Raw genomic sequence first — 22,044 nt, forward strand, 5'->3', positions numbered from 1 at the left:
GGGGCGCCTCGGAGCTCGGGGTTCCTGTGGTCGGGCGGCTGCGGGGAGTCCCGTGGCTCGTCGCGCGGTTCCCCGCGCCCCCGAGAAGAGGGGCGCGGGCCCACTGGCGAGTCCGGAAGGCTCAGCCCGCGACCGCAACCGACGGCTCGCCCGAGGTCACGCCGTCCTTCTCCATCTGCTCGGCCAGCTTCATGGCCTCTTCGATGAGGGTCTCCACGATCTTGGACTCGGGGACGGTCTTGATGACCTCGCCCTTGACGAAGATCTGGCCCTTGCCGTTGCCGGAGGCGACGCCGAGGTCGGCCTCGCGGGCCTCGCCGGGGCCGTTCACCACGCAGCCCATGACGGCGACGCGGAGCGGGACCTCCATGCCGGTGAGGCCGGCGGTGACCTCTTCGGCCAGCTTGTAGACGTCGACCTGGGCGCGGCCGCAGGACGGGCAGGAGACGATCTCCAGGCCGCGCTCCTTGAGGTTCAGGGACTCCAGGATCTGGATGCCGACCTTGACCTCCTCGGCGGGGGGCGCCGAGAGCGAGACGCGGATCGTGTCGCCGATGCCCTGGGAGAGCAGGGCGCCGAAGGCGACGGCCGACTTGATCGTGCCCTGGAAGGCCGGGCCGGCCTCCGTGACGCCGAGGTGCAGCGGGTAGTCGCACTGGGCGGCGAGCTGCTTGTAGGCCTCGATCATGACGACCGGGTCGTTGTGCTTGACGGAGATCTTGATGTCGCGGAAGTCGTGCTCCTCGAAGAGGGACGCCTCCCACAGGGCCGACTCCACGAGGGCCTCGGGGGTCGCCTTGCCGTACTTCTGGAGGAGGCGCCGGTCGAGGGAGCCGGCGTTGACACCGATGCGGATCGGGGTGCCGTGGTCCCGGGCCGCCTTGGCGATCTCCTTGACCTTGTCGTCGAACTGCTTGATGTTGCCGGGGTTGACCCGGACCGCCGCACAGCCGGCCTCGATGGCCGCGAACACGTACTTCGGCTGGAAGTGGATGTCCGCGATGACCGGGATCTGCGACTTGCGGGCGATGGTCGCGAGGGCGTCGGCGTCGTCCTGCGTGGGGCAGGCGACACGGACGATCTGGCAGCCGGAGGCGGTGAGTTCGGCGATCTGCTGGAGGGTCGCGCCGATGTCCGACGTGCGCGTCGTGGTCATCGACTGCACCGAGACAGGGGCGTCTCCGCCGACGGCCACGGATCCGACCTGGATCTGGCGGCTCTTCCGGCGCTCGGCGAGCTTGGTCGGAACGGACGGCATGCCGAGAGAAATCGCAGTCATCTGCTGTGCAACCCCAAGTCGTGGATCAAGGTCCGGTCCCGTGAGCAGCGGGCTCCGAGCTTCGAGATTACGGCACATGCCTCGGCGCGAGCACATCCCACCCGCCGAGCCACTCAACGGGAGGCGGCCCGGCGGAAAGCATGCCGGGCCGCCACGAACGCCGTATGACTAGGAGATTCTCACCGGGTTAACCACGTCCGCGATCAGGACCAGGATGGTGAAGCAGATGAAGATCCCGGCGACGACGTAGGCGACCGGCATGAGCTTCGCCACGTCGAAGGGGCCCGGGTCCGGCCGACGCAGCAGTTTGGCCGTGTTGCGGCGCAGCGACTCCCACAGGGCGCCCGCGATGTGGCCGCCGTCGAGCGGCAGCAGCGGGAGCATGTTGAACAGGAACAGGGAGAGGTTGAAGCCCGCGACCAGCATGAGGGCCATGGCCAGCTGCTGGGTGGGCGGGATGTCGAGCGTGAAGATCTCACCGCCGACCCGGGCCGCGCCGACCACGCCCATCGGGGAGTCGGCCTCGCGCTCGGCGCCGTCGAAGGCCGCGTTCCACAGGGCCGGGACCTTGCCGGGGAGGGCGGCGAGGGAGTCGACGGCCTCGCCGATCCGGTCGCCCATCCAGGTCACGGAGTCCCCGAAGTCCTGCTTGACCACGCCCGTGGCGGCGCTGAAGCCGAGGAAGCCCGCCTGGACGTACTGGCCCTCGACGATCTGGCCGCCCGCGTCCTTCTTGGCGACCTGGTTGGTGGCGATCTTCGCGTGCAGGGTGACGTCCTGGCCCTTGCGCTCGACGACGATCGGCACCTCCTTGCCGGGGGTGGCGCGGATCAGGTCGGACAGCTTGTTCCAGTCTTCGGTCTTCACCCCGTCGAAGGAGACGATCTTGTCGCCCGCCTTGAGGCCCGCCGCGGCGGCGGGGGCGGCCGGGTCGCCCTTCTGGCACTTGTCGCGGTTCTCGTTCTGCGCGATGACGCACTGGGAGACCGAGCTGACCGTGGTGGTCTGCTGGGTGATGCCGAAGCCCATCAGGACGGTCAGGAACAGCGCCACCGCGAGGACCAGGTTCATGAAGGGGCCCGCGAACATCACGATCACGCGCTTCCAGGGGGCGCGCGTGTAGAACATGCGGTTCTCGTCGCCCGGCTTGAGCTCCTCGTAGGCGGCGGTGCGGGCGTCCTCGATCATGCCGCGCCACGGGGAGGTGGAGCGGGCTTCCATCCGGCCGTCGGGGCCGGGCGGGAACATGCCGATCATGCGGATGTAGCCGCCGAACGGGATGGCCTTGATGCCGTACTCCGTCTCGCCCCTGTTGCGCGAGAAGAGCGTGGGGCCGAAGCCGACCATGTACTGCGGCACGCGGATGCCGAAGAGCTTGGCGGTGGACAGGTGCCCCAGCTCGTGCCACGCGATCGAGAACAGCAGGCCGACCCCGAAGAGGACTATGCCGAGGATGAACATCAGGGTCGTCATGCACGGGCCTCCGCCGTCTGTGCCGCCAGTTGCCGGGCCCGGGTCCGCGCCCAGGTCTCCGCTTCGAGGACGTCCGACACGGTGAGTGAGGTTCCCGTACGCGGGGTGCCGTGCTCCTCGACGACCCGGGTGACGGTGTCCATGATCCCGTTGAAGGGCAGTGCGCCCTGGCGGAACGCCTCCACGCACTCCTCGTTGGCCGCATTGAACACCGCCGGGGCGGTGCCCGCGAGCTCGCCCACGTGCCGGGCGAGGTTCACCGACGGGAAGGCCTCGTTGTCGAGCGGGAAGAACTCCCAGGTCGAGGCCTTGCTCCAGTCGAAGGTGGGCGCCGCGTCGGGGACGCGCTCGGGCCAGCCGAGGCCGATGGCGATGGGCCCGCGCATGTCGGGCGGGGTCGCCTGGGCCAGTGTCGATCCATCCGTGAACTCAACCATCGAGTGGACATACGACTGGGGATGCACGACGACCTCAATGCGGTCGAAGGGAATGTCGTAGAGAAGGTGTGCCTCGATGACCTCCAGGCCCTTGTTGACGAGGGTCGCGGAGTTGATCGTGATGACCGGGCCCATGGCCCAGGTGGGGTGGGCGAGGGCATCCTCGACGGTGACGCTCGCGAGCTCGGCCTTCGTACGGCCGCGGAAGGGGCCGCCGGAGGCGGTGACGACCAGCTTGCGGACGTCGGCCCGGGTGCCCGCGGCCAGGGCCTGGAAGAGGGCGGCGTGCTCGGAGTCGACCGGGATGATCTGCCCGGGCTTGGCGAGGGCCTTGACCAGCGGGCCGCCCACGATGAGCGACTCCTTGTTGGCGAGCGCGAGGGTGCGGCCCGCCTCCAGGGCGGCCAGGGTCGGGGCGAGTCCGATGGAGCCGGTGATGCCGTTCAGGACGGTGTGGCAGTCGGACGCCGCCAGCTGTGTGGCCGCGTCCGGGCCGGTGAGGAGCTCGGGGAGCGGCTCGCTCGTGCCGTACTGCGCGGTGAGCGCCTCGCGCAGGGCCGGTACGACGTCCTCGCGGGCCACGGCGACCGTCCGCACCCGCAGCCGGTACGCCTGCTCGGCGAGGAGGGCGACCCGGCCGCCGTTGGCCGAGAGGCCGGTGACCCGGAAGCGGTCGGGGTTGCGCAGCACGAGGTCGATGGCCTGGGTGCCGATGGAGCCGGTGGAGCCGAGGATCACCACGTCCTTCGGGCCGTCGCCCGCTACGGGGTCGTAGACGAGGTGCGGGTCGGCGAGGGGGGCTGGACTGTCGCTCATTCCTCCATTGTTGCCGTAAGGCCGGTGTGTGAGGACAGCGCATCCCCTCCACAGGGGCGCGCGCCGCATCGGCTCGCGCCCCCGAGGGGGCCGGGTCAGCGGATCGGCCGGTGGACGTTCTCCTTCTGACTCGGTCCCGGTGTCGCGTCCGCGATCCAGGGGCCGTCGTCCGACGGGTCGACGATGCCCTGCTCCAGCCACTCGTACGTGCCGGACAGGACGCCCTTGACGACCTTGCGGTCGAGGTCGTCGGTGTTGGCCCACAGCCGGTTGAAGAGCTCTTCGATCCGGATACGGGCCTGGCGGCAGAAGACGTCGGCGAGCTGGTAGGCCTCGCGGCCGTGGTCGCCCTGGCTCCGCAGCAGTTCGGCCCGGACGCAGGACGCGCTCATGGCGAACAGTTCGGCGCCGATGTCGACGATCCGGCCGAGGAAGCCCTGCTTGGACTCCATGCGGCCCTGCCAGCGGGACATGGCGTAGAACGTGGAGCGGGCGAGCTTGCGCGCGGTGCGCTCGACGTAGCGCAGGTGGCCGGAGAGGTCCACCTCGCGTTTGAACTCGCCGTAGGACGTGGGGAGCTGGCCCGGCCCCGCGACCAGCTTGGGGAGCCACTTGGCGTAGAAGGCGCCCGCGTTCGCGCCCGCCTTCGCCTTGTCGCCGAGGGACTTCTCGGGATCGATGAGGTCGCCGGCGACCGAGAGGTGGGCGTCGACGGCCTCGCGCGCGATGAGCAGGTGCATGATCTCGGTGGAGCCCTCGAAGATGCGGTTGATGCGCAGGTCGCGCAGGAGCTGCTCGGCCGGCACGGCGCGCTCGCCGCGGGCCCGGAGGGACTCGGCGGTCTCGAAGCCGCGTCCGCCGCGGATCTGGACGAGTTCGTCGGCCATCGTCCAGGCCATCTCGGAGGCGTAGAGCTTGGCGAGGGCGCCTTCGATGCGGATGTCGTTGCGGTCCTCGTCGGCCATCTGCGACGCGAGGTCCGTCACGGCCTCCAGGGCGAAGGTCGTGGCCGCGATGAAGGAGATCTTGGAGCCGACCGCCTCGTGGTGCGCGACGGGCTTGCCCCACTGCTCACGGGCCGCGGACCACTCCCGGGCGATCTTCAGGCACCACTTGCCGGCCGCGACACAGGAGGCCGGCAGGGAGAGCCGCCCGGTGTTGAGGGTGGTCAGGGCGATCTTCAGGCCCTGTCCCTCCGCGCCGACGCGGTTGGCGGCGGGGACGCGGACCTGGTGGAAGCGGGTGACGCCGTTCTCGATGCCGCGCAGGCCCATGAAGGCGTTGCGGTTCTCGACGGTGACGCCCGGCGAGTTCGTCTCCACGACGAACGCGGTGATGCCGCCGCGGTGGCCCTCGCTCCTGGGGACCCGGGCCATGACGACCAGCAGGTCGGCGACGACGCCGTTGGTGGTCCACAGCTTCACGCCGTCGAGAACGTAGTCGTCGCCGTCCGGGATCGCGGTGGTGGCGAGGCGGGCCGGGTCGGAGCCGACGTCGGGTTCGGTGAGCAGGAAGGCGCTGATGTCCGTGCGGGCGCAGCGCGGCAGGAAGCGCTCGCGCTGCTCCTGGGTGCCGAACAGCTTCAGGGGCTGCGGCACACCGATCGACTGGTGCGCGGAGAGCAGCACGCCGATCGCGGGGCTGGCGGAGCCGGCCAGGGAGAGCGCTTTGTTGTAGTACACCTGCCCGAGGCCGAGTCCGCCGTACTTGGTGTCGATCTTCATGCCGAAGGCGCCGAGCTCCTTCAGCCCGTCGATCACCTCGTCGGGGATCCGGGCCTCGCGCTCGATGAGGGCCCCGTCGATCTTCGTCTCGACGAAGTCGCGGAGCTTGGCGAGGAACTCCTCGCCGCGCTGGGCCACCTCGTCGTCCGGGAGGGGGTGGGGGTGGATGAGGTCGAGCCGGAAGCGGCCGAGGAACAGCTCCTTGGCGAAGCTGGGCTTGCGCCAGTGCTGTTCCCGGGCGGCCTCCGCCACCTCACGGGCCTCCCGCTCGGTGACGGCGGGACGGGATGAAGGGGTGGTGGAAGCGGACATGAGGGGCACCTCGCCGCAACTAGGGAGATTGAGGACTGTTTCGTTACCGACCAGTGCTACTGGATCGTTGGTACCCGAATCCGGACGCTCCCACCAGTCCTCGCGCGTCCGTTCAGCCGAAGGGGGCGGAGCGGGCCCGGCACTTGTCGCGCGTCTGACGACGGTGTTGCATCGAGGTGTCGTCCCGTGGACGGCTCCCGCACTGAGAGCGCTCCGGGAAATCGGTATCGAAGCGCTTCGACAACCTATGGACACCCACTCCTGCTGGGGCTACTGTCGAACCACCCTCACCCACCCGTATCAGCAACGCGCATCGTCGAAGCGCTTCACAAGAGCTTGGAGAGCTGGATGGTCACCCTCGCCGAGGTCGCCCAGCACGCCGGAGTCTCGGCGAGCACGGTGAGCTATGTCCTCAGCGGCAAGCGGTCCATCTCCGCGAACACCCGGCAGCGGGTCGAACGGAGCATCCGCGAGCTCGGGTACCACCCGAACGCCGGGGCCCGCGCCCTGGCCAGCAGCAAGTCGAACATCATCGCGCTGATGGTGCCGCTGCGCACGGACATGTACGTGCCCGTGATGATGGAGATCGCCATCGCCGTGGCGACCTCCGCGCGCGCGTACGGGTACGACGTGCTGCTGCTCACCGGCGAGGAGGGCCCCGACGCGGTGCGCCGCGTGGCGGGCAGCGGGCTCGCCGACGGGATGATCCTGATGGACGTCGAACTCGACGACGAGCGCCTGCCGCTGCTGCGGGCGACGGACCAGCCGTCCGTGCTGATCGGGCTGCCCGCCGACACGTCGGGGCTGACCTGCGTCGATCTGGACTTCCGGGCGACGGGCGCGCTCTGCGTGGAGCACTTGGCCAAGCAGGGGCACCAGGACATCGCTGTCATCGGGGAGGCCCCGGCCGTCTACGAGCGGCACACGGGCTTCGCCGAACGCACCCTGGACGGACTCCGGTCCCGTTCCCGGGAGCTGGGCGTGCGGCTGCTGCACCGGCCGTGCGAGGGCGGGTACGACGCGATGGCGGTGACGCTCGCCCGGATCCTGGACGAACGTCCGGACACCTCGGGCCTCATCGTGCAGAACGAGTCGGCGATCGAGCCGCTGCTCGCGCTGCTGCGGCAGCAGGGCCGTGCCGTGCCGGAGGACGTGTCGGTGGTCGCGATCTGCCCCGACCAGGTCGCGATGCAGGCCTCGGTGCGCCTCACGTCGGTCGCCATCCCCGCCCAGGAGATGGGCCGGCACGCCGTGGACCACCTGGTCGCCAAGCTCGAGGGGCGCGGCAGCGACGAGGTCGTGCTGATCGCGCCCGAGCTGACCGTACGGGGCAGCACGGGACCGGCGCCGAGCCGGTCGTAGGCCTCCGCATTCCTCGCCCTTCACCCCGACCTCCGAACTCCCCCGCACTCCGCCCTCGCCGGAGGGCTGCGCCCTCCTCCCAGGGCACCCCCATGTCTGCACACCTCTGTCCGCACTCCTCCAGGAGCACAGGAGCACGCGTGAATCAGCCTGCTGAAACCCAGCCCCAGGTGAGCCTGGCGCAGTCCTCCCCGACCGTCGGCACGTTCCGCGAGCGGGACGGTGCGCTGGAGTGGAGCGGCCGCCAGGAGACCCTCCGGATCGAGCCGTGGGGCCCGGACGCGGTCCGGGTGCGTGCCCGGCTCGGCGGCCCGGTCCTCGAGGGACTCCCGGGCGCCCTGCTCGACGAGGCTCCCGCGACAACGGCCTCGGTGAAGATCGAGGACGGCGCAGGACTGCTGACCGTCGGTGCGCTCACCGTCGAGGTGAGCGCCGAGGGTCTGATCCGCTTCCTGCGGACGGAGGACTCCGCCGAGATCCTCGCCGAGGACCGCGCCCACTTCTGGTGGCCGGGCTCCCGCCTCTACACGGCCGTCGGCAACGGCCACCACCGCCTGGAGCAGCGCTTCGCAGCCTACGACGGCGAGAAGCTGTACGGCCTCGGCCAGCACCAGCACGGGCGCCTGGACCAGAAGGGCTTGGTGCTGGACCTGATCCAGCGCAACGCCGAGGTCGGGATCCCCGTGCTCACCTCCAGCCGCGGCTACACCCTGCTGTGGAACAACCCGGCGATCGGGCGCGTGGAGCTGGCGCACAACGGAACGCGGTGGGTCGCCGACTCGGCCCGGCAGATCGACTACTGGATCACCGCGGGCGACCCGGCCGGCGGCCAGCGCCGCTACAGCGCGGTGACCGGCCGCAGCCCGATGCTGCCGGAGTGGGCGGCGGGCTTCTGGCAGTGCAAGCTGCGCTATCGCACCCAGGACGAACTGATGGAGGTGGCCCGGGAGTACAAGCGGCGGGGGCTGCCCATCTCGGCGATCGTCTGCGACTTCTTCCACTGGACGCACCTCGGCGAGTGGAAGTTCGACCCGAAGGAGTGGCCGGACCCGGGGGCCATGGTGCGCGAGCTGGAGGAGCTCGGCATCAAGCTGGTGGTGAGCGTCTGGCCGTCGGTCTCGCCGCTGAGCGAGAACCACCCGGTCATGGAGCAGCGCGGCTATTTCATCGGCACCCAGTACGGCCCGATGGCACACGCCGACTGGCCCGACAAGGAGGTCGCCTCCACGGTCCAGGTGGCCTTCTACGACGCCACCAACCCGGATGCCCGCGAGTTCGTGTGGTCGAAGGTGAAGGAGAACTACCTCGACCCGTACGGCATCACGGCGTTCTGGCTGGACGCCTGCGAGCCGGAGCTGAAGCCGGGCTTCCAGGAGAACCTGCGCTACTGGGCGGGCCCGGGCCTGGAGGTCGGCAACGCCTACCCGGCGGAGAACGCCCGCACGTTCTACGAGGGTCTGGCGGCCACCGGCGAGGAGGAGATCGTCACCCTCAACCGCTCGGCGTGGGCGGGCAGTCAGCGCTACGGAGCCGCGCTGTGGTCCGGTGACATCGGCACGGACTTCCCGACCCTGCGCCGCCAGATCGCGGCCGGCCTCAACACGGCCCTGTCGGGCATCCCGTGGTGGAACACCGACATCGGCGGCTTCCACGGCGGCGACCCGGACGACCCGGCGTACCAGGAGGTGATGGTCCGCTGGTTCCAGTTCGGCGCGCTGTCCCCGCTGATGCGGCTGCACGGCTTCCGCGACCCGGGCATGCCGCTGGGCCCGGAGATGACCGGCGGCCCGAACGAGGTGTGGTCGTACGGCGAGGAGGCCGGGGCGATCCTGGAGCGGTACCTGCGGCTGCGCGAGCGGCTGAAGCCGTATGTGCTGGACGTGATGCGGGCGGCCCACGAGGAGGGCCTGCCGGTGATGCGGCCGCTGTTCCTGGAGTTCCCGGACGACCAGGCGGCCTGGTCGGTCGACGACTCCTACCTGTTCGGCCCGGACCTGCTGGTCGCGCCGGTGCTGACGGCCGGCGCCACCGCCCGTACGGCGTACCTGCCGGCGGGGGCGTCCTGGACGGACGCGTGGACGGGTGAGACCTACGAGGGCGGCCGGACCGTGACGGTCGACGCCCCGCTGGACCGCATCCCGCTGTTCCTGCGGGACGGGGCACGGCTGCCTGTAGCGGAGTAGCCGTGCCGAAGGGGATGGCCGGATCGATGGAGGTCTTCCGGCCATCCCCTTTCACTTGTTCGGCCAACTTCCGTCCAGCGCAGGCAAGTTCCAGGAGGTAGGTTTCCCGCGTGTCCTCGACTCCGCTCGCCCTCACCCTGGCCAACCTGGCGCTGCGGCCCGCCTTCGGCTCCCGCAGGGACCCGGGCCGGATCTTCGACCGCATCGTGGTGGAGGCCGGGGAGGCGCCGGGAGACCGGCAGTTCGTCGACGACTTCCGCGCCCTGCTGGGCTGGTGGGCCAAGGCCGAGCACCTCACCCCGGTCGGCTGGCAGGCCGCGCAGAGCCACGTGCGGCGGCACCTCGCCAACCGCGCGCGGGTGCGGCGGCTGATCGCCGAGCACCCGGAGATCGAGCAGGAGCCCATCGAGAAGCCGGTGTTCGTCGTGGGGCTGCCCCGCACCGCGACCACCGTCACGCACTCCGTGCTGGCCGTCTCCGACGAGCACCGATGCCCGCTGCTGTGGGAACTGCTCGCGCCCGACCTGGAGTTGCCGCCCCGGCAGCGCCGCAAGGCCGTCACGGCCGGACGCCGGATGGTGCAGGGCACGGACCTGTTCGCGCCGCGCTTCCGCGACATCCACGCGATGGCCGCCGAGGGCCCGGAGGAGTGCACGTTCGCGCTGCCGCACGCCCTGATGCCGTTCTCCCAGGCCCGTATCCCCGAGTACCGGGAGTGGCACTGCGCGCGGGACTTCACGGCCGACTACCGGCATCTCAAGCAGGTCTACCAGGTGCTCCAGTACGGCCGTCCGCGGCGGCGCTGGATGCTGAAGTCCCCTATGCACCTGGAGAACCTGGACGCGCTGCGCACGGTCTTCCCGGACGCGACGATCGTGTGGTGCCACCGCGACCCGGTCACCGTCGTGGCGTCCTTCTGCTCCCTGATCGAGCACGGCATGGCCGTCAGCACCCGCCCCGTCGACCTCACCGGCATCGGTGCCACTTGGCTCGACCTGCTGAGCCGGGCCATGAACCGCGGTCTCGCGGCCCGGGCCGCCATCCCCGCGCAGCAGCTGGTGGACGTCCCGTACTCCTGGCTCGGCTCCGAGCCCGCGACCGGCGCCCCGAAGCTCTACGCCGCCGTCGGCGCCCGGTGGACCGAGGCCGACGCGGCCCGGCTCCCCGCGGCCGTCGCCCGCCCCAAGGGCGCCCGCAGGCACACCTACGACCTGTCCCGCTACGGCCTGACCCGCGACGCGGTCGATTCGGCCTTCGCCGGATACAACGCGCTGCGGGCCGAGGTCGACCGCGCCTGACGGCACGCCCGGCCCCGGCCCCCGCGACGGATCAGCTGCTGCTGACCGTCAGGTTGTTGGTGGTGAAGTTGAGCCCGCCGGACGACGAGGTGACCTCGTAGCCGAACTGGACGTCACCGATGGTCTCGTTGCCCATCCAGCGCTTCGTGTCCTTGATCCACTTCAGGATCGGCAGGATGTTCACGGTGCCGGAGCTGGAGTTGGAGGTGCGGATGAACGAGAACACCTCGTTGGCGCCGTTGGTGCCCTTGAAGACGTTCCAGGAGTGGCCGCCGAGGCTGACGCTGCCCTGCGAGGACCCGATCGGGCCGACGGGCCCGGTCTTGTTGACCCAGAGCATGATCTCGTAGTCGTGGTCCGTGTCCCAGATGTCGTACGACGTGTTGTACGCGCCGGACGACGGGACGCTGACGTTGTAGCTGCTGGAGAGCGAGCCCAGCGAGGTGATCGACTTGTTGATCGCCTTCGTCTGGTTCGGGTAGGACTTGATGCCGCCGGTGTTGGGGTGGTTGGCCCAGACGCCCCAGTTGGTACCGGAGTTGGCCCAGATGCACTGGCTGCCGGCGCCGCCGCCCCAGATGTTGTTGTAGAGCGTGTAGCCGTTCAGGTTGGTCTGGCCCCACTGGTCGCAGGAGTTCCAGACGGCGGCGGAGGCGGGGGCGGAGGCGAGTCCGACGGTGGCGCCGAGCGCCAGGGCGGGAGCCAGCAGGGCCTTGGTGACCCTGCTCAGCGTGCGTGATGCCATGGTGTCCCTTCCATGGGTGGGGGGGTGGGGGGAACTACCACGCCCTCAAGGTGAGGACGTGGTCTTCTCCGGCGACCAGGTGGAGGGATTCCGGGCCGGAGGAAGTCCGCAGTTCGACGCGGTGGGTGCGACCGGGCCTGATGACGACGGTGGCGCCGTCCCGCGTCCAGGTGAGGTCGAGCTCGGCCCCGAACCGGGTGCGCACCCCGCGCAGGGCGCCCTCGGGGTACGTCGCCGGCAGCGCGGGCAGCAGGACCAGCCGGTCGGGGGTCGACTGGACGAGCATCTCGATCAGCACGGCGGGCAGGGTGTGCGCGGCGTCGGCGTTGTAGACGTCGCGGGCGGGGTAGTGGGCGCTCATCAGGGAGGCGTGGAAGAAGTCGCCGTCCAGGACCTGGCCGAGGGCGTGGGCGACGCGGTCTGCGTCCCGGAGCCGGGCCGCGACGAGGGCGTGGTGCAGATGGCCGTGCGCGGAGTCGTTCTCGGCGCCGCGCAGTTCGAGGGCGTGGTGCGCGGCTGCCGCGAGCTCGGGGGTGTCGTAGGGGGTGATCTCGTCGAGCGGCCAGACGCCGTAGAGGTGGCTGAGGTGGCGGTGGTCGTAGGAGTCCGTGAGGCCGGGCCAGGCCCATTCGGCCAGGGCTCCGTCCTCGTTGACGCGGTGCGGCGGGAGCCGGTCGGCGAGGGCGTTCCAGCGGTCGGCGTCGGGGCCGGGGTGGTAGGCGGCGGCCGTGCGCAGGGCGTGGCGGGCCGCGGAGAGGTCCATGGCGGCGTTGATCGTGCCCCAGCTCGCGTTGGAGGGGCGGTTCTCGGGTGAGTAGGACGGGACGACGACCAGGTGTCCGTTCTCGTCCGTCCTGGTGAGGAAGTCCTCGTAGAACAGGGCGGCTTCGGCGAGTGCGGCGGCGGTGCGCGGGTCGCGGGTGCCGTGGGTCTCGTCGTGGTCGACGAGCGGCTTGAGCAGCCAGTCGGCGCCGGCGGTCCACAGGTGCAGCGGGTACTCGCGGTTGTAGTGGTACGAGTGGCCGGACTCGCCGTCGGTGTGGGCCGGGGCGACGACACCCCGGGTGCCGAAGATCGCGCGGGCGTTGTCGCGCCAGTCGGGGAGCTGGCGGTGGACCAGGTTCGCGTGGGCCTCGGTGACCTCGGGGAGGGCGGCGGCAGCGGCCGAGGCGGTCTGGAGGTTGAGGTTGGCGTCGTTGGTGAACGCGCCCGACCAGGCGGTGTTCCAGTCGCCGGTCCACAGTCCGGTCAGGCGGGGCGGGAAGAGGCCGGCGGCGGACAGCAGGTGGTAGCGGCCGGCTGCGAAGAGGCGCTCCGGCAGGGCGGCGCTGCGCGGCTGCTTGAGCAGCTCCGAGCCCGGCAGGGCCCGTTCGGCGGGGTCGGCGGCGAGATCGAGGGTGACGCGCTCGTAGGCGGTGCGGTGCAGGGCGGCATGGCGGTCGAGGAGCTCGTCGTAGTCGGCGGGCAGGTCGCGCAGGGCACGGCCCTCGGCGAGCACGTCGACCTCGCCGGTGTGCCGCCGCACCCGGGTGAGGAGCAGCACGGACCGGGCGCCCTCGACGTGCACGCCCGGCGGCACGAGGGTGGTCGTGCCCCCGGTGACGGTGATCTGGGTGACGCCGGTGCAGGCCCGGTCACTGTCCGGGTAGCGGGCGCGCAGGCTGAGCAGGGCGCCCTCGGGGGTGAGGACGGCCCCGTGGCCGATGCCCAGTCCGGCGGGGGCGCCGGGCAGCCGGGGGTCGAGGTCGATGTCCAGGGTGAGGCCGGGTCCGCCGACGTGCTGGACGATCACGTCGTCGGCTCGGGAGACGAAGACGCGGCTGGTCCAGCCGGCGCAGGCGGCCCGCACGACGCCGGTCGTGAAGTCGACGTCCCGGCGGTAGTCGTGGCCGCTGTCCTCGGGCCGGCCCAGCCGGACCTGGAAGGCGGGGTGGAAGGGCTGTACCCACTGGAGCGGGCGGCCGTCCGTGAAGTCCTCGGCGGCGGTGGTGTCGCCCGCCAGGAGACGGTCCTGGAGACCCGGCAGGTCGCCGGCGAGCTGCGGGGGGCGCGGGTCCCGGCCGCCCGGCCGCACCAGGGTGTGATGCGTGACGACGACCCGATCGGCGTGCGGGTCGCCGAACACCAGGGCGCCGTGCCGGCCGTTGCCGCTGAGGAAGGCGTCCTCCCAGCGGGCGGCCGGCTGCGGCTCCCAGGTGCCGTGGACGGGGGCGGAGCCGGTCATGGCCGCAGCACCGCCGCCTCGTAGCGGCCGAGGGTGACGCGGTCGGTGACGTCCGTCCCGGTCAGCAGGTCGCGGTGGGTGCCGGGCACCTCGACGGTCACCGGCTCGCGGCCGTGGTTGAGCACGAACAGCACCTCGCCCCGGCGTACGGCCTCGACCTGCTCGGGAAGGCCGTCGAGCACCGGCCGGACCCCCACGCCGGTGGCGATGGAGGCCAGCAGGCCGCGCAGCGCCTCGGGCTCCGGGAGCGTGGAGACGTACCAGGCCCGGCCCTTGCGCAGGACGGCGGGCAGTCCGTCGAGTTCACCGCCCTTGTACGGGACGGTCTCCTCGGCGGTGCCGTCTGCCTCCAGTTCCTCGGACCACAGCGTGCCGCGGAAGCCCTCGCAGGCGACGGTCTCCCCCTCGTCCAGCGGCCACCACTCGTGCAGCGTGCGGATGCCGAACAGCGCGCGCAGCCGGGCGTCCATGCCGCCGGGGCGGACCCGGTCGTCCTCGTCGGCGACGCCGGTCTGGAAGCCGCAGACGAGGGTGCCGCCCTGCCGCACGTAGGCGAGGAGGTTGTCGATCGCCGCGTCGGTGAGGGCGTACAGCTGCGGCACGACGACCAGCGAGTACGGCGTGAGGTCGTGCTCGGGGTGGGCGAAGTCGGTGGTGAGGTGCGCCTGCCACAGGGCCCGGTGCCAGGCGCGCAGGACGTCCGGGTACTCCACCCGGCTGGACAGGCGGCCGTCCTGGGCGCCGGCCCACCAGGCGTGCCAGTCGTGCAGGACGGCGACGTTCGCGCTGAGGTGCCGGCCGGTCACCTCGGGCGCGATCCGCTCCAGGTCGGCGCCGAGCCGCTTGACCTCCTGGTACGTGCGGCCCTCCGCTCCGGCGTGGCTGACCATGCCGGAGTGGAACTTCTCCGCGCCCTGCCGGGACTGCCGCCACTGGAAGTAGCACACGGCGTCGGCTCCGCGGGCCACGGCCTGGAGGGACCACAGCCGGTTGAGGCCGCGCGGCTTGGGGTGGTTCACGCCCCGCCAGTTGACCGGCCCGGCAGCCTGCTCCATCAGCATCCACGGCCCGCGCGCCTGGGAGCGGGTCATGTCCTGGACCAGGGCGCCGTTCTGGGCGCCGAGGGGGTCGCGCGGGTCGGGGTAGAGGTCGACGGAGACGACGTCCTCCTCCTCGGCCCAGCGCCAGGCGTCCTGCCCGACCCACAGCGGCATGAAGTTGCTGGTGACCGGCAGGTGCGGGGTGTGCCGACGGACGATGTCCCGTTCGGCGGCGTAACACTCCAGGAGCATGTCGGAGGTGAAGCGGCGGAAGTCCAGGACCTGGCCGGGGTTGCGCATGTAGTGCGGCAGGCGGGGCGGCAGGATGCCGTCCCAGGTGTCGTAGCCCTGGCTCCAGAAGGCGGTGCCCCAGGCATCGTTGAGGGCCCCGAGGGTGCCGTACTTCTGCCGCAGCCAGCGGCGGAAGGCGGCCGCGGCCTGGTCGCCGTAGTCGAAGGTGCAGTACTCGTTGTTGATGTGCCACATGGTGAGGGCCGGGTGGCCGCCGTAGCGGGCGGCGAGGTCCTCGGTGATGGCGGCGGCGTAGCGCCGGTAGGTGGCGCTGGAGTGCGAGAAGTGCTGCCGGCCGCCCCACCACTCGGTGCGGCCGTCCTCGGTGACCGGCAGGGTGTCGGGGTGCAGCCGGCCCATCCAGGGCGGGGGCGAGGAGGTCGGGGTGGCGAGGACGACGCCGATGCCGTTCTCGTGCATCAGGTCCATCAGCCCGTCCAGCCAGCCGAACTCCCGCGCGCCCGGCTCCGGTTCGAGCTTCGACCAGGAGAAGACGCCGAGGGTGACCGAGTTGACGCCGGCGTCCTTCATCAGCCGGACGTCCTCGTGCCAGGTCTCCTCGGGCCACTGCTCCGGGTTGTAGTCCCCGCCGAAGAGGAGACGGCCCCGGGTGGCATCGCTCAGGTCGGGCTGTTTCCTCCCGGTCATCAGGCGGGCTCCCCGTACTGCACGCCCCGTCCGTTGGTGGCGATGTAGACCCGGCCGTAGACGCGCGGGTCGCCGGTGATCGCGGCCCCGATCCAGCCCCACTGGTGCCGGTCGTCGTTGATCCGCGTCCAGGTCTTCGCCTCGTCGTCGGAGCGGTACACGGCGGTGATGCTCTCCGTGGAGCCGACCATGTAGATCGCCGGGTAGGACGCGCCCGAGGCGGCCTTGCCGAAGCCGACGGTGTGCGAGGCCCAGCAGCTGGAGACCTTGGTGAAGGTCGCGCCGCCGTCGGTCGAGCGGTACAGCCCGTTCGACTTGAGGCTCAGCCACAGGTCACCGGAGCGCCCGGGCACCGCGGCCAGCTGGAACTCGCCGTCGCCCGAACTCAGGCCGGTGGCCCGCGCGGTGAAGGTCCGGCCGCCGTCGGTGCTGGCGTGCACGGTGCCGGTGGTGGTGTCGAAGGCGTAGAAGCGCGCCGGGTCCACGGGGTCCGCCACCGGGGCGGCTCCCTTGGGGAAGGAGGCGACCTCGGACCAGGTGGCGCCGTTGTCCGCCGAGCGGTAGCCCGGGTTGGCCGTGCCGAAGGACCACAGGAGCACGCTGCCGTCGGCGTTGGTGGCGATCGGCCCCGGCGCGGACTTGGCCACGGAGGGCTGGGCCTTGAAGGGGGCCCAGGTCCGGCCGCCGTCGTTCGAGAAGGCACCGTTGCCGTTGTCCCCCCAGCCGGCCCGGACCACGTACGACGGCTTCGCGGCGGCCAGCGACAGGCCCGTCGCCGAGCCGAACACGGGGTTCGACGCCATGCCGCGCGACGGCGATGCCGTGAGCCGCTCGTGGTACATCACGCCGATGTCCCCGGAGCCGCTGAGCAGGTGGGCCTCACCGCTCGGAGGCGAGATCAGCTGGCGTACCGACGCCTCCTCCACACCGCGGATCTGCGGGGCCCAGCGCTTGAGGTCGCGGGTGCCGTAGAGGGTCGCGCCGGTGCCGTAGACGATGTGCCCGGAGTCGTACGGGTCTAGGCCCAGGGCCTGGATCCACCAGCCGAACTTGGGCTTTTCGTCACCCCACTTGAGGTAGGGGGTCTCGGAGACGTCGAGGACGGCCCTGTCCTTCAGGGACGTCCAGGTGCGGCCGCCGTCGGTGGAACGGAAGACGGTGTCGATGTCGGCCCAGCGGTTGTTCGTCGAGACGACGAGCGTGCCGGGCCGGCGGGCGTCGACGGCGACACCGCCGTAGCCGAAGGTGTCGGCGGAGCCGTCGGCCGTCGTGCCGCCGGGCTTCACCGGCGTGACCTCGCTCCACTTCCCGCTGCTGATGCGCAGCTTGTGCACGCTGCCGTCGGACTGCCCGTTGGGGCCGGGGGCGTTGGCGTACGTCACGTACAGCTCGCGGGTGTGCCGGTCGTACGCGGCCCGGATCGGGACCTTGGCGGCGGTGCCGGCCGGCTGCCCCGGGACGGCCTCCCAGGTGACGCCGTCGGCGGTGCGGTAGAGGTTCGGGGAGGTGCCGTCGGAGTCGCCCCAGCCGGCGTAGACGCTGCGGCCGGCGGCGACGAGGAGCGTGATGCCCTGGCCGGTGGCGCTCGGCGCGGCCGGGAAACTCACGGCCTGCCAACTGGCGCCCCGGTCGGTGGATTTGAGCAGTCCGTCGTGCCGGGTGCCGAGCCACAGGGTGTCGCTGTCCCGGGGATCGACCAGCAGCCGCTCACCGCAGCCGCGCCCGTCCTCGTTGGCCCCGAGCTTCACGGTGAGGTCGGTGCGCTTCCAGGTGGCCCCGCGGTCCTCGGACCGCAGCACGGCCCCGTTGCCCGCCCAGGACTGGGCGTACGTGCCGAGGGAGAGGTACACCCGGTTCGGATGCGCCGGGTCGACGGCCATGGCCTCCACGCCCAGCAGGTTCCAGTCGTCCCAGCCGAGGTGGTCGGTCAGCGGGATCCAGCGGTCCCTCCGATCGTCCCACCGGTAGGCACCGCCGATGTCGGTGCGGAGGTAGGCGAGCCCGCGTACGGAGGGGTGGAACAGCACCCCTGTGATGAATCCGGTGCCGCCCTGGACGGCATTGCGCCAGCGGTACCCGCCCTTCGTGGGGGTGGCGGCGGCTTGTGCGCGCCCCTGGGTCAGCGGCAGGGAGACGGCCGCGGCGGCGACCGCGGTCCCGGCGAGAACGGCACGTCTGGTGAGGCTGGACGCATGCATGACACATACCTCGTCGTTCTGAAAGGGGGGAGGAAGCGCCCCGGAAGGGGCGCGGGGAACTGCGCGACCGGCCACGAGCGGCCCGCGGTCGCCGAACAACCGGAGCACCCCACCGAGTGGGCGCCACTCAGCCCTTGACGGCCCCGGTGAGCATGCCCTTCTTGAAGTGCCTCTGGACGAACGGCGAGATCACGGCCACCGGCAGCAACGCCATCACCATCACGGCCATCTGGATCGCCAGCGCGGAGATCTGCCCGGTCTTGATCGCCTGACTCACCCCGACCGGCGCTTCCTGCTTCTGCACCAGTTGGATCATGACGTTCTGCAGCGGCATCATGTTCTGGTCACTGAGATAGATCGACGCGTTGAACCAGGCACTCCAGTACCCCACCGCGTAGAACAGCGTGATCACCGCGATGACGGCCCGCGAGAGCGGAATGACGATCTGCCAGAGGATCCGCCAGTCTCCCGCCCCGTCGATGCGCGCACTGTCGATGAGCTCCGGCGAGATGCCCATGAAGAACGCGCGCAGCACGAGGATGTTGAAGACACTCACCGCGCTCGGCAGGATCAGCGCGAGATACGTGTCGGTCAGACCCAGGGACTGCACCAGCAGATACGTGGGGATGAGCCCGGCCCCGAAGAACATCGTCGCGAGCAGCGTCATCAGCAGCCAGCGGTGACCCAGCGACCCGCTGCGGGACAGGCCGTAGGCGGCCAGCACCGACACCGTCATGGAGAACACCGTGCCGGCCAGCGTGACGCCCACGCTGACGATGGCGGCCCGGGTCACCTGCCCGCCGCTCAGCAGTTCCTGGTAGGCGATGAAGGTGATGTCCTTCGGGATCACCACGAGCCCGCCGGCCGCGTTGATTGTCTGCTTCGAGGACAGGCTGGTGACGATGACGATCCACAGCGGGAACAGGACGGCGAGGCAGGCGGCGGCCAGGACGATGCCCTTGCCCGCGACCCCGGCCTTGCTGGGCTCCTCCTCCCAGACGGGCCTCGGCGGAGCCTCCCACCAGCGGGGTTCGCGCGCCGCCTCCTGGATGGCGGCCTTGTCCATGACGGCGGTCACTTCTTGTACACCCCCTGCTCGCCCATGAAGTGGGCCACCTTGTTCGCGGCGAGGACGAGCGCCACACTCACCAGGCCCTTGATCAGCCCTGCGGCGGCCGCGTAGCTGAAGTCCTGGTTACGGACGCCGTTCCACCAGACGTAGGTATCGAGGACCTCCGCCGCCCCTGGTCCCACCGCGTCGCGTTGCAGCAGGATCTGCTCGAAGCCGACGGTGAGCGCGTCACCGACGCGCAGCACCAGCAGCAGGGCGATCACGGGCCGCAGCGCGGGCAGCGTGACATGCCACATCCGGCGCCAGCGTCCGGCCCCGTCCATGGCCGCCGCCTCGTACAGGTCGGGGCTCACGGAGGCGAGTGCGGCGAGGAAGACGATGACGCCCCAGCCCGCGTCCTTCCAGACGCCCTCCGCCGTCACCAGGAACTTGAAGATCCCCGGGTCGGTCATGAGGTCGAAGCCCTCGTAGCCGTGCTGGCGCAGGGTCTGCGCGATGATGCCCGCCCCGCCGAAGATCTGCTGGAAGACGGTGATCACCAGCACCCAGGAGAAGAAGTGCGGCAGGTAGAGGATCGCCTGCGACACCGCCCGGATCCGGGGCCTGATCACGCTGTTGATGAGCAGCGCGAGCACGATCGGGATGGGGAAGAACAGCACCAACTGGAGGCCGAACAGCACGAGCGTGTTCCGTACGGCGTCCCAGAACGCCGAGTCCGCGAAGATCCGCTCGAACTGCTCGATGCCGACCCAGGGGCTCTCCAGCATCGCGACGAAGCCGTTGTCGCTGACGTAGGGGTCGTACTCCTGGAAGGCGACGACGTTGCCCAGGATCGGTATGTAGTTGAAGACCAGGACCAGCGCGACGGCCGGCAGGGTCATCAGGATCAGCGTGCGGTCGCGGCGGAACCGCAGCCGGAGGCTCAGCTTGCCGGAGAGTTTCCTCTTCCCCGGCCGCTCACCCTCGGCGTTCGCTGCCCGGGAAGCCGTATCGGTGGTCTCCGCCTCGGCCCTGCTGCGAGGCACCGTGCTGTTGGACACGGATTTCTCCTTGCCTCAGCGCCGGGTCACTGTGCCGAACCGTCGGTGTCGTGCAGCTTCTGGTACCAGTCCCGCAGCTTGTCTCCGCCCTGCTTCTTCCACTCGGAGACGGCCTGCTGCACATCACTGATCTTCTTGCGGCCGCGGACGACGTCGTCCTCCAACTGCTCGAAGTCGTTGGAGAGGTTGGTGTAGCGGGCGGGCTCGGTGATCTGCATGCCCCAGAAGGTGGACTTCTTGGTGAAGGCACCCATCCGCTGCTGCCACTCCACCTGCTCCTTCGCGATGTCCGGCAGGTCCGGGTGCGCGATGGTCGGGGCGGGGCTGGCGAGCATCACGTAGGCGTTGATGACCTCCTGGTTGCCCTTGTCGTTCTTGGTGGGCACCCCGTCCTTGACGGTGTAGTGCGTGCCCTCCACCCCGTAGTTGGTGAGCATGTACTCCTTGGTGCCGTACGGGGCGGCGGTGACGTTGGCGGCGGCCAGGATGTCCTCGATGACGGCCTTGGAGGCCTTCTTGTTGACGAAGGCGAAGATGCCCGCGGGCGAGCCGGCCCACAGCGTGGGGTCGCCGCCGTCGGCGCCGAAGATGTCCATGCCGGAGATGCGGAAGTCGGTCTTCCGGCCCGCCTGCTCGGCCATCTTGCCCCACCAGTCCGAGATGTTCTGGTTGTAGATCAGCACCTGGCCGGCGGTGAAACGGTCACCCGCGAGGCCCTGGACCGCCTTGGCGTCGGGGTGGACCACGCCCGCCGCGTAGAGCTTGCGCGTCCACTCCAGGGCCTCGAGGTACTCCTCGGTCTCGACCCGGTAGACCATCTTGCCGTCGGCCAGGTTCCAGCCGAGCGGCTTCTCGCTGCCGGAGAGCACCCCGAAGATGTTGAAGGCGGTCCACTTCAGGTCGTCGCAGGCCCACACCTTGGCCTTGGGGCGGGTGATCTCCTTGGCGAGGGCGAGGAACTCGTCCGGGGACTTCGGGAGATCGTAGCCCTCCTTGTCGAAGATGTCCTTGCGGTAGAAGGGCACGATGCCGGTGACCGCGGGGGCCGGCTGGGGCAGGCCGCGCAGCTTGCCGCCGAAGATGGAGTACTGCCAGGCGCCGCTCGGGATGGCCGCGAGGTTGGGGTACTTCTTGATCGCGTCCCCGGACAGGTATGGCCCGAGGTCGGCGAACTTGCTGATGATGGCGCTGGGTATCTTGCCGCCCATGTTCCAGCTGGGTATGACCACGACGTCCGGCACGTCGCTGGAGGCCAGCACCGCGCCCAGCTTCTCGTCGTAGGTGTTGCCGTCCTGGTTCTGCCAGGCGATGTCGACGCCGATCAGGTCGTTCATCGCCTTGTAGTAGGCGTTGTCACCCTTCGGCGGCGTGCCCCAGAACGGCGACATGATCTTGACCGAGCTGCCCTTGCCGAGCTTCTTCGGCACCGCGGTCTTGAGGTCGGCCAGGTCGAGCTTGCTGGTGAAGCCCATCGCCGAGCCGTTCTTGGACGGGATGTCCGGCGAGACCACGTTGCTCGCGACGTAGGCCGGCAGCAGCTTCTTGGCGCTCTTGCCCGACGTGGTGCCGTCCCGCGAACCACTGTCCGATCCGCCGCACGCGGCGAGCAGCGGCATCCCACCCGCCACCGCTGCGGTGGCGACCGCCGTGGAGGCGAGGAAACTTCTCCGGCTCGGTCCGGAGGAGGCGGGGGCGGCGTTCGGCGTCATTGCGTCAACCCTTCATGGCGCACCAGGACACCCGGCGGAGGGCCGTCGGCTGCGGTGTCTCGAGTGGAACTGGCTGAGCCGAAGCGAGCTTTCGACCCCAAGGGACTCTCAGTCGAAGCGCTTCGATGTTGCTGTGAGGTTAAGTGAACACCCCAGGGCGCACAAGGGTCGTTCCCAAACTTCCTCCGCAGTA

At 70.6% G+C, this 22,044-nt stretch carries 14 protein-coding genes; 3 read left to right on the top strand and 11 right to left on the bottom strand.

From position 1 onward, the window contains the following. Positions 1–121: 121 nt before the first annotated feature. The 4 genes from ispG to AB0G20_RS33565 form a co-directional block, all read right to left on the bottom strand. On the bottom strand, positions 122–1,279 hold the full coding sequence (ispG, locus tag AB0G20_RS33550; protein ID WP_030853172.1) for a flavodoxin-dependent (E)-4-hydroxy-3-methylbut-2-enyl-diphosphate synthase: 1,158 nt from the start codon (positions 1,277–1,279) through the stop codon (positions 122–124). Between the two features lie 168 nt (positions 1,280–1,447). Beyond that, a complete protein-coding gene (locus tag AB0G20_RS33555; protein WP_361309292.1) occupies positions 1,448–2,740 on the bottom strand; it encodes a site-2 protease family protein in 1,293 nt (430 codons plus the stop codon). 8 nt (positions 2,741–2,748) lie between these two features. Next, positions 2,749–4,005: a 1-deoxy-D-xylulose-5-phosphate reductoisomerase gene (gene dxr / locus AB0G20_RS33560; RefSeq protein WP_361308996.1), complete on the bottom strand. Its 1,257-nt coding sequence runs from the start codon at positions 4,003–4,005 to the stop codon at positions 2,749–2,751. A gap of 95 nt (positions 4,006–4,100) precedes the next feature. Then, entirely contained in the window at positions 4,101–6,041 is a 1,941-nt protein-coding gene (locus AB0G20_RS33565) for an acyl-CoA dehydrogenase family protein (RefSeq protein ID WP_361308999.1), read from the bottom strand. Positions 6,042–6,389: 348 nt separating this feature from the next. On the opposite strand from AB0G20_RS33565, the gene AB0G20_RS33570 reads away from it, so the two are divergent. From AB0G20_RS33570 to AB0G20_RS33580, 3 genes are all read left to right on the top strand, one after another. Then, positions 6,390–7,403 carry a LacI family DNA-binding transcriptional regulator gene (locus AB0G20_RS33570; protein WP_361309002.1) on the top strand — a complete coding sequence of 338 codons (1,014 nt, stop codon included), beginning with the start codon at positions 6,390–6,392 and terminating at the stop codon, positions 7,401–7,403. A 140-nt stretch (positions 7,404–7,543) separates the two neighbouring features. Further along, entirely contained in the window at positions 7,544–9,586 is a 2,043-nt protein-coding gene (locus AB0G20_RS33575; protein ID WP_361309004.1) for a glycoside hydrolase family 31 protein, read from the top strand. 110 nt (positions 9,587–9,696) lie between these two features. Next, complete coding sequence (locus AB0G20_RS33580) at positions 9,697–10,884, top strand: sulfotransferase (protein WP_361309006.1); 1,188 nt, start codon at positions 9,697–9,699, stop codon at positions 10,882–10,884. A 31-nt stretch (positions 10,885–10,915) separates the two neighbouring features. Here the strand turns inward: AB0G20_RS33580 and AB0G20_RS33585 are convergent, their stop codons facing one another. From AB0G20_RS33585 to AB0G20_RS33615, 7 genes are all read right to left on the bottom strand, one after another. Then, positions 10,916–11,629 (bottom strand): hypothetical protein, encoded by a 714-nt coding sequence (locus AB0G20_RS33585; protein WP_361309009.1) that lies wholly within the window; start codon positions 11,627–11,629, stop codon positions 10,916–10,918. Between the two features lie 34 nt (positions 11,630–11,663). Next, positions 11,664–13,853: a glycoside hydrolase N-terminal domain-containing protein gene (locus tag AB0G20_RS33590; RefSeq protein ID WP_361309012.1), complete on the bottom strand. Its 2,190-nt coding sequence runs from the start codon at positions 13,851–13,853 to the stop codon at positions 11,664–11,666. After that, positions 13,850–15,832 carry a beta-galactosidase gene (locus AB0G20_RS33595; RefSeq protein ID WP_361309015.1) on the bottom strand — a complete coding sequence of 661 codons (1,983 nt, stop codon included), beginning with the start codon at positions 15,830–15,832 and terminating at the stop codon, positions 13,850–13,852. Before AB0G20_RS33595 ends, AB0G20_RS33590 begins: the two co-directional genes overlap by 4 nt. Beyond that, complete coding sequence (locus AB0G20_RS33600; protein ID WP_361309017.1) at positions 15,832–18,030, bottom strand: 1,4-beta-glucanase; 2,199 nt, start codon at positions 18,028–18,030, stop codon at positions 15,832–15,834. Before AB0G20_RS33600 ends, AB0G20_RS33595 begins: the two co-directional genes overlap by 1 nt. Positions 18,031–18,157: 127 nt before the next feature. Next, a complete protein-coding gene (locus AB0G20_RS33605; RefSeq protein ID WP_361309019.1) occupies positions 18,158–19,096 on the bottom strand; it encodes a carbohydrate ABC transporter permease in 939 nt (312 codons plus the stop codon). 8 nt (positions 19,097–19,104) lie between these two features. Further along, entirely contained in the window at positions 19,105–20,142 is a 1,038-nt protein-coding gene (locus AB0G20_RS33610; protein ID WP_361309021.1) for an ABC transporter permease subunit, read from the bottom strand. Positions 20,143–20,168: 26 nt separating this feature from the next. Continuing rightward, entirely contained in the window at positions 20,169–21,851 is a 1,683-nt protein-coding gene (locus tag AB0G20_RS33615) for an extracellular solute-binding protein (protein ID WP_361309023.1), read from the bottom strand. Positions 21,852–22,044: the final 193 nt, after the last annotated feature.

This window comes from Streptomyces sp. NPDC024017, assembly GCF_040638895.1.
Taxonomy (GTDB): Bacteria; Actinomycetota; Actinomycetes; order Streptomycetales; family Streptomycetaceae; genus Streptomyces.